Here is a 7,386-nt window from a genome sequence, read left to right as displayed (position 1 = left end):
CCAGACAGCCATACGCCCCACAGGCGTGCATGTCCGCCGAGTCGTACGGGCGACGGCCCCGGGTGGTGCCGACACCTCCTGGCAGGTCCGGGGCACGGTCCTGGTCACCGGCGGTACCGGCGGTCTGGGCGCACACGTCGCCCGCTGGGCGGCGACCCACGGCGCCGAGCGCGTCGTGCTCACCAGCCGACGGGGCATGGACGCCCCCGGCGCGAGGGAACTTCACGAGGAACTCACCGCCCTCGGTACGGAGGTCACCGTCACGGCCTGTGATGTCACCGACCTCGACGCGCTGACAACCCTCGCCACCACCCTCCACACCGAAGGCACCCCGGTCCGCAGCATCATCCACGCCGCCGGCATCGGGCAGGCCACCGAGCTGACCGCGATGTCCCACGAGGAACTGGCCGAGGTCCTGCACGCGAAGGTCACCGGAGCCGTCAACCTCGACGCAGTGTTCGCCGACGCCGACCTGGACGCCTTCGTCCTGTTCTCCTCCATCTCCGCGACCTGGGGCGCCGGTTGGCAGGGCGGCTACGCCGCCGCCAACACCTACCTCGACGCCCTCGCCGAGCACCGCCGCACCCGAGGCCTGACCGCCACCTCCATCGCCTGGGGCCCCTGGGCCGGCGGCGGACTGGCCCAGGGCGAGGCGGTCGAACAACTCGAGCGGCGCGGACTCACCCTCATGGACCCCGACATCGCGATCGCCGCCATGGAACGGGCCCTCGCCCTCGGCACCCCCTGCTCCACCGTCGCCGACGTCGCCTGGGAGAAGTTCGCACCCTCGTTCACCGCCCTCCGCCCCAGCGCCCTGCTGAGCGAGCTGTACGACCCGAAGCGCGGCACCGCCACCGCCACCGGCGGCACGGAGACCGAGGAGGAACGGGAGGCATCCACCGCGTTCCGCGACCGACTGCTCTCCGTACCGGCCGACGAGCAGCGCCGCATCCTTCAGGACCTGGTACGCGCCGAGGCAGCCCGCGTACTGGGCCACGCGACCGCCCACGCCGTCGAGGCCGACCGGGCGTTCCGCGACCTCGGATTCGACTCGGTCATGGGCATCGAACTGCGCAACCGCCTCAACGAAGCCACCGGCCTCGACCTCGAATCGACGATCGTCTTCGACGAACCGTCGGCCGAGACGCTCGCCGACCGGCTCCGCCGCGAACTCGTGCCCGGCGCGGACGGCGAAGCCCACGACGAAGCCCACGACGACGGCCCGCTCGACCCGCGCGACGGCATTCCGACGGATCTCGCCGCGGCCCTCGACGAGGACCGCGCCGACCGCAGCGAAGAGATCAGGTCCATGGACGTCCAGGACCTCATCCGCATGGCCATGGAGACGAACTGATGAACGCGGGTACCGACCAGATCGTCGAGGCGCTCCGCTCCGCCCTGGTGGACAACGAGCGGCTGCGGCAGCTGAACCAGACACTGGCCGAACGGGCCGACGCGGCGACCGAGCCCGTCGCCGTCGTCGCCATGAGCTGCCGACTGCCCGGCGGCGCCGTCTCCCCGGAGGCGCTGTGGCAGCTGGTACTCGACGGCACGGACGCCGTCTCGCCGGTCCCCGACGACCGCGGCTGGGATCCGGCGTGGCTGCGGGCCCCCGGCGAACCGGACGACGCCCCGATCACCCTCGAAGCCGGCTTCGTCCACGACGCGCCCCGGTTCGACCCGGCACCGTTCGGGATCAGCCCCCGCGAGGCCCTCGCCATGGACCCCCAGCAGCGCATGCTGCTGGAGTCGACATGGGAGGTCCTCGAACGCGGCGGCTACGACCCGACATCCCTCAAGGGCTCGCGCACCGGCGTCTTCGTCGGCTGCTCGGCCTCCGGCTACAGCGCCACCATGTACGGCGACGCCCAGGGCAGCGAGGCACACCTGCTGACCGGCACCGCCGGCGGCGTACTGTCCGGCCGCCTCTCGTACACCTTCGGCCTGGAAGGCCCGGCCGTCACCGTCGACACGGCCTGCTCGTCCTCCTCGGTCGCCCTGCACCTCGCCGTCCAGTCCCTCCGCAGGGGCGAATGCTCCCTCGCGGTCGCCGGCGGCGCCGCCGTCATCGCCACACCGGGCGTCTTCGCCGAGTTCAGCAAGCAGGGCGGCCTCGCCGGCGACGGCCGCTGCAAGGCCTTCTCCGCCGACGCCGACGGCACCGGCTGGGCCGAGGGCGTCGGCACGCTCCTCCTGGAGAAACTCTCCGACGCCCGACGCAACGGCCACGAAGTCCTCGCCGTCATCCGAGGCTCCGCCGTCAACCAGGACGGCGCGTCCAACGGCCTGACCGCGCCCAGCGGCCCCGCGCAGCGCCGCGTCATCCGCCAGGCCCTCTCCGACGCCCGGCTCACGACGGCCGACATCGATGCCGTCGAGGCCCACGGCACCGGAACCACGCTCGGCGACCCGATCGAGGCCCGCGCCCTGATCGCGACGTACGGCCAGGACCGCGACACCGGCCGGCCGCTGTGGCTCGGCTCCCTCAAGTCGAACATCGGCCATCCGCAGGCCGTCGCCGGCGTAGCGGGCGTGATCAAGATGGTCATGGCGATGCGCCACGGCATCCTGCCCGGCACCCTCCATGCGGACGAGCCGTCCCCGCACGTCGACTGGACCGCCGGAGCCGTACGGCTCCTCACCGAGGCCCGCCCCTGGCCGGAGACCGGCCGTGCCCGCCGTGCCGCCGTCTCCTCGTTCGGAATGAGCGGCACGAACGTCCACCTGATCCTGGAACAGGCCTCGGCCGAAGAACAGCCCCCGGCCGAAGAGCAGAACCCCGACCCGGGGGAATCGACCCCCACCGCCACCGAATTGCCGACGGTGCCCTGGATCCTCTCAGCGAAGACCCCGACGGCACTGGCCGCCCAGGCCGACCGCCTCCTGGCACACCTCCGCGCGAACCCCACAACACCCCTGGCGGACATCGGCTACTCCCTCGCCCTGACCCGTACGTCCTTCACCCACCGGTCGGCGGTGGTGGCCGCCGACCGGGCCGACTTCGAGACGGCTCTGCACGCGTTGGCGACCGACGCCCCGGCCCCCACGGTCCTCAAGGGCGTCGCCGGCAGAGGAACACGCCCGGTCTTCGTGTTCCCCGGCCAGGGCGCGCAATGGGCGGGCATGGCGGTCGACCTCCTGGAACAGTCCCCGCCCTTCGCAAGCCGCATGACCGCATGCGCAGAGGCGCTGTCCCCCCACACGGACTGGTCACTCCTCGACGTCGTACGGGGCAGGGAAGGCGCGCCGGGCCTGGACCGCGTGGACGTCGTCCAGCCGGTGCTCTGGGCGGTGATGGTCTCCCTGGCCGAGGTCTGGCGCTCGTACGGCGTCGAACCCGCCGCCGTGATCGGCCACTCACAGGGCGAGATCGCGGCAGCCGCCGTGGCGGGCATCCTCTCGCTGGAGGATGCCGCGAAAGTGGTGGCCCTGCGAAGCCGCGCGATCGAGGCCCTCGCGGGCCGCGGCGGGATGGTCTCCCTGGCGCAGCCCGCCGACCAGGTCCGCGACACGATCAGCACCTGGACCGGCCGCATCTCGATAGCGGCGGTCAACGGCCCGTCGTCCACGGTCGTATCGGGTGACGCCGACGCCCTGGACGAACTGATCGCCACCTGCGAGACCACGGGCCTACGCGCACGCAAGGTGGACGTGGACTACGCCTCGCACTCCCCGCACGTAGAGGAAATAAAGGACGAACTGGCAACCCTCCTGACCGGCATCACCCCCAACCGGACCGACACCCCCCTGTACTCGTCCCTCACCGGCAAGCAGCTGAGCGAGGAAACGGTGATGGACGGCACGTACTGGTACGAGAACCTCCGCGCGACGGTCGAGTTCGAACAGGCGACCCGCGCGGCCCTCGGCGACGGCCACAGCGTCTTCATCGAGGTCAGCCCCCACCCGGTCCTGGCCATCGGCCTCCAGGGCACCATCGAGAGCGTAGGAGCGGACGCCACGGCCCTGGCCACCCTGCGCCGAGACGAAGGCGACCTGCCCCGAATCCTCACCGCCCTGGCGGAAGCCCACTGCCAAGGCACAAAGGTCGACTGGACCAGAGTCTTCGAAGGCACGGGAGCGCACCGCACCACCCTCCCCACCTACGCCTTCCAGCGCCGCCACTACTGGCCGGCGCCCCCGGCACCGGGCACGTTCCAGCCCCCCGCGGCAACGGACCCCGGCGAATACGAGGAGGAGGCGCCGAACACCCGTGGCGAGTTCGCCGCACGCCTGCGCGACGTGCCGGCCGCAGAACGCCACTGGTCGCTCCTGAGCACCGTGACGCAGCACGCGGCAGCGGTCCTCGGCCACGAGTCCTCGGACGCCATCGAGACCGACACGAACTTCCTGGAGCAGGGCTTCGACTCCCTGACGGCCCTGCGGATGCGCAACGACCTCCAGCAGGCCCTGGGAGTCAGCCTCTCCGCGACCCTCCTCTTCGACCACGCCACACCGCTGAGGCTGGCAAGGCACCTGGCAGCCCGGGTGCTGGGCGAGGAACAGGAAGAGGAGAACGAGAGCCCACAAGGCACCGACACCCACCTGCTGGGCGAACTCTTCCGCCACAGCCGCGACATAGGAAAGCCCGCCGAGTACACGGAGCTGCTGATCAACCTGGCGTCCTTCCGGCCCACCTACGACGACCCCGCCACCCTCGACGTACCCCACCGCGCGGTCCCCCTGGGCGGCCGCTCCGGGACCGACGCGCCGGCCCTGATCAGCTGCTGCACCATGTCGATGCTCTCGGGCGCCCACGAATACGCCCGCCTGGCCTCCGGCTTCCGCGGTGCCCGGGACGTCTACGCCCTCCCGCACCCGGGCTTCACGGCGGGCCAGGAGCTCCCGGCCGACCTCGACACCCTCCTGCGCACCCACGCCGACACAGTCCTGCGAACCGTCGGCGACGCCCCCTTCGTTCTCACCGGCCACTCCGGCGGCGCGATGGTGGCGAACGTCCTGTCCCTGGAACTGGCCCGCCAGGGCCGGGCCCCGGAAGCGGTCGTCCTGATGGACAGCTACCCCTTCGACAGCCCCGTCCTTGTCAACTGGATCCCCCAGATGCTCGACGGCATGGTCGAACGCGACACCGCCTACACCCCCATGGACGACTACCGCACCACCGCCTGGGCGGCCTACCTCCAGTTCTTCAGCGACTGGAAAGCCCAGAACCTCGACGTCCCGACCCTCCTGGTCCGCGCCGACACCCCCCTCGGCACCATCCCCGAAGACACCGACTGGCGCGCCCACTGGCCCCACCCCCACGACGCCATCGACGTCCCCGGCGACCACTTCACGATGCTGGGCGACCACTCGGAGGACGTGGCGAAACGAATCCAGGAATGGCTGGCGGACAAGGGCGTCTAAAGGGCGTCTAAAGGGCGTCCAGAGGGCGGCGCGCCCGGGTGAGGGCCGGTCGGCGACGTAGAATCGAGCACAGAAGAACACGATGAGGACGGGGGGCGAGCTGAATGCCGGACAGAACAAACGATTTCGGGAAATACGGTGCACGTGGCATCAAGGGCAGTGAAGCCGTCGCCCGCCAGCTCGACCAACTCGCCGGGTTCGTCGCCACCCCCATCACACAGCGGCGCGGCCTCATGGCACGGTTGAACTACCTGACCAAAACACCGCATGCCCGCCAGGCAGCCCGTGACGCCGGTCTCACCGTGACCGACCGTACCCTCAAGGCCTGGCTGACCGGACGCCGTCAGCCCTCCAAAAGGAACCTGGCGAAGATCGAGACCGCCTACCGCACCGTGCGCCGCCAGAACGTGGCCCGCTACCTGCTGCGCCGCCTCAACAGCCGGGGCGGGACCCGGGTCGAGATCCACCCGCTCAACCAGTCCCAGGTCGACCGTCGCTTCCAACGCGTCCTGGAGTACCGCTCCCTGAACGTCCGTCAGTGGGACACCATCGTGCGCGCCTGGGCCACCGGCGACCTCAGCGCGCTGGACGACGCATGGATCGACTCGATCGTGGACCTCGGCTCCCAATGGGGACAGTACGAATACGTATCAGCCGTCGGATTCGCAGCATAAGGAAGCCCGCTCGTGAACGACGTGCCACCTGATCGTCAGCCGAAGCACGATAGCTGTCACCGAGGCAGTGCTGCTGTCACCAGGTCTCTGGGCGGTCAGTTGAACCATTGACGCCAACGGGCCGAAGGCGGCTCGCAGGCGCCGTCACGTACCTTCTCCCAGTAGGCGCGCTCGGTGAGTTCGTGGACGGTCCAACGCTTCCCATCCTGGTCGGGCAGGGGGTCACCGTTGCTGTCGGTGAAGACGGAGATGGCGACGTCACACTCTGGGCGCACGGTTTGATTGGCGAACCAGCCGACGCCGGCCAGACATGCAGCAGCACAGCACAGGGTGAGTATTCGGGTGTTGATCTGTCTCACGGGGCGCATCTTACGCAGGCTGGGCTACCGCCCCAGGGGGCGGTAGCCCACGCTAGCCAGTGGCAGTAGTCCTGCTTCGCCCGCTACTGGTGACAGGTGGCGCGCGAACTTGGTGACACCCACCGTGCTTCATTCAGTTGAAGTCACAGGTCGGCGAACGGCGGTGGTGACAACTGTCGTGCTTCGGGTCGGATCGGCGAGCAATCTGATCCGATTCTGTAGTCTCCCGACGCGGTGGGTCGCGCCTCAAGTGGCGCTGTCGGCCAGGCGACGCATGATCGCCATGAGTTCGTCGGGTGGGGAGATGCGCGCCGTCCGGCGTCGACCCGGGCACCTTCACATCAAGCGGGTACGGGTGCGTACCCGTACCCGCCGAGGTAAGGTGGGCTGCATCGGAAGGGAGTTTCACCATGTCTGACGCGAACGTCCGCATCCCGGTGGAGGCCCGGGACCGCTTGGCGCAGATTGCCGAGGCCGAGGGAATGTCGTTGCGCGCCTATCTGGCATTCCTGGCGGGTACGCTGCTGACGCCGTCGGAGCGTGCTGAGCGTGCGGAGAAGGCTCGTGAAGTACTGCGAGAGTGGAGTGGTTATGATCCCACTCCTGCAGAGGAAGAAGCACTGGATGCGGAGCTGAGCCGGCGTCTGGGGCATGCGGCGTGAGCGATGCGGTACATGTCCTGCTCGATACCTCCGCCCTGCTCGCGGCGGGTAGGGGGAACGCCCTGGTTTCCCGGCTGATCCACCGCTCACACACCGAGCCGGACTGGTTCCTCTATGTCACGGCCTGTGCCCTGGTGGAGGCCGACCGGGAGCGGCCAGGTACGGGGGAGCATCTGATGGCCCTGCCAGGGGTGACGTTCCTCGACCTGGACCTGCCCGCAGCCCTGGCGGTAGGAGAAACCACGGACACATCCTGGGCCGTGGCGCACACGCTGTACGCGTCCCAGCCGAGCCTGGAGCGCCCCGACGGCGCAGTGATCGCCACGA

The 7,386-nt window shown here is 70.0% G+C and carries 5 protein-coding genes and 1 pseudogene; 5 read left to right on the top strand and 1 reads right to left on the bottom strand.

Annotation, left to right across the window (positions count from 1 at the left end; all coding sequences use genetic code 11):
- The 3 genes and pseudogenes from ACLF6P_RS00035 to ACLF6P_RS00020 form a co-directional block, all read left to right on the top strand.
- Positions 1–1,354 (top strand): beta-ketoacyl reductase (locus tag ACLF6P_RS00035; RefSeq protein ID WP_415947124.1); only part of this gene is annotated, 1,354 nt, incomplete at its 5' end.
- 14 nt (positions 1,355–1,368) lie between these two features.
- Positions 1,369–5,364: pseudogene (locus ACLF6P_RS00030) on the top strand (type I polyketide synthase); the annotation flags it as partial.
- Positions 5,365–5,468: 104 nt separating this feature from the next.
- Entirely contained in the window at positions 5,469–6,038 is a 570-nt protein-coding gene (locus tag ACLF6P_RS00020; RefSeq protein WP_415947122.1) for a transcriptional regulator, read from the top strand.
- Positions 6,039–6,133: 95 nt separating this feature from the next.
- Here ACLF6P_RS00020 and ACLF6P_RS00015 read toward each other — a convergent pair whose 3' ends face one another.
- Positions 6,134–6,397, bottom strand: coding sequence for a hypothetical protein (locus ACLF6P_RS00015; RefSeq protein WP_415947121.1), 264 nt, complete (start codon positions 6,395–6,397; stop codon positions 6,134–6,136).
- A 410-nt stretch (positions 6,398–6,807) separates the two neighbouring features.
- Here ACLF6P_RS00015 and ACLF6P_RS00010 point away from each other — a divergent pair, with 410 nt between their 5' ends.
- Positions 6,808–7,059, top strand: a complete 252-nt coding sequence (locus tag ACLF6P_RS00010; protein WP_415947119.1) for a hypothetical protein — start codon at positions 6,808–6,810, stop codon at positions 7,057–7,059.
- Positions 7,056–7,386 (top strand): PIN domain-containing protein (locus ACLF6P_RS00005; protein ID WP_415947117.1); only part of this gene is annotated, 331 nt, incomplete at its 3' end. The genes ACLF6P_RS00010 and ACLF6P_RS00005, both read left to right, overlap by 4 nt.

The organism is Streptomyces lothianensis, from assembly GCF_047779955.1.
In the GTDB taxonomy this organism is placed as follows: Bacteria; Actinomycetota; Actinomycetes; order Streptomycetales; family Streptomycetaceae; genus Streptomyces.
Note: the sequence above shows the minus strand (reverse complement) of the source record. Positions and strands in the feature narration are given on the sequence as shown.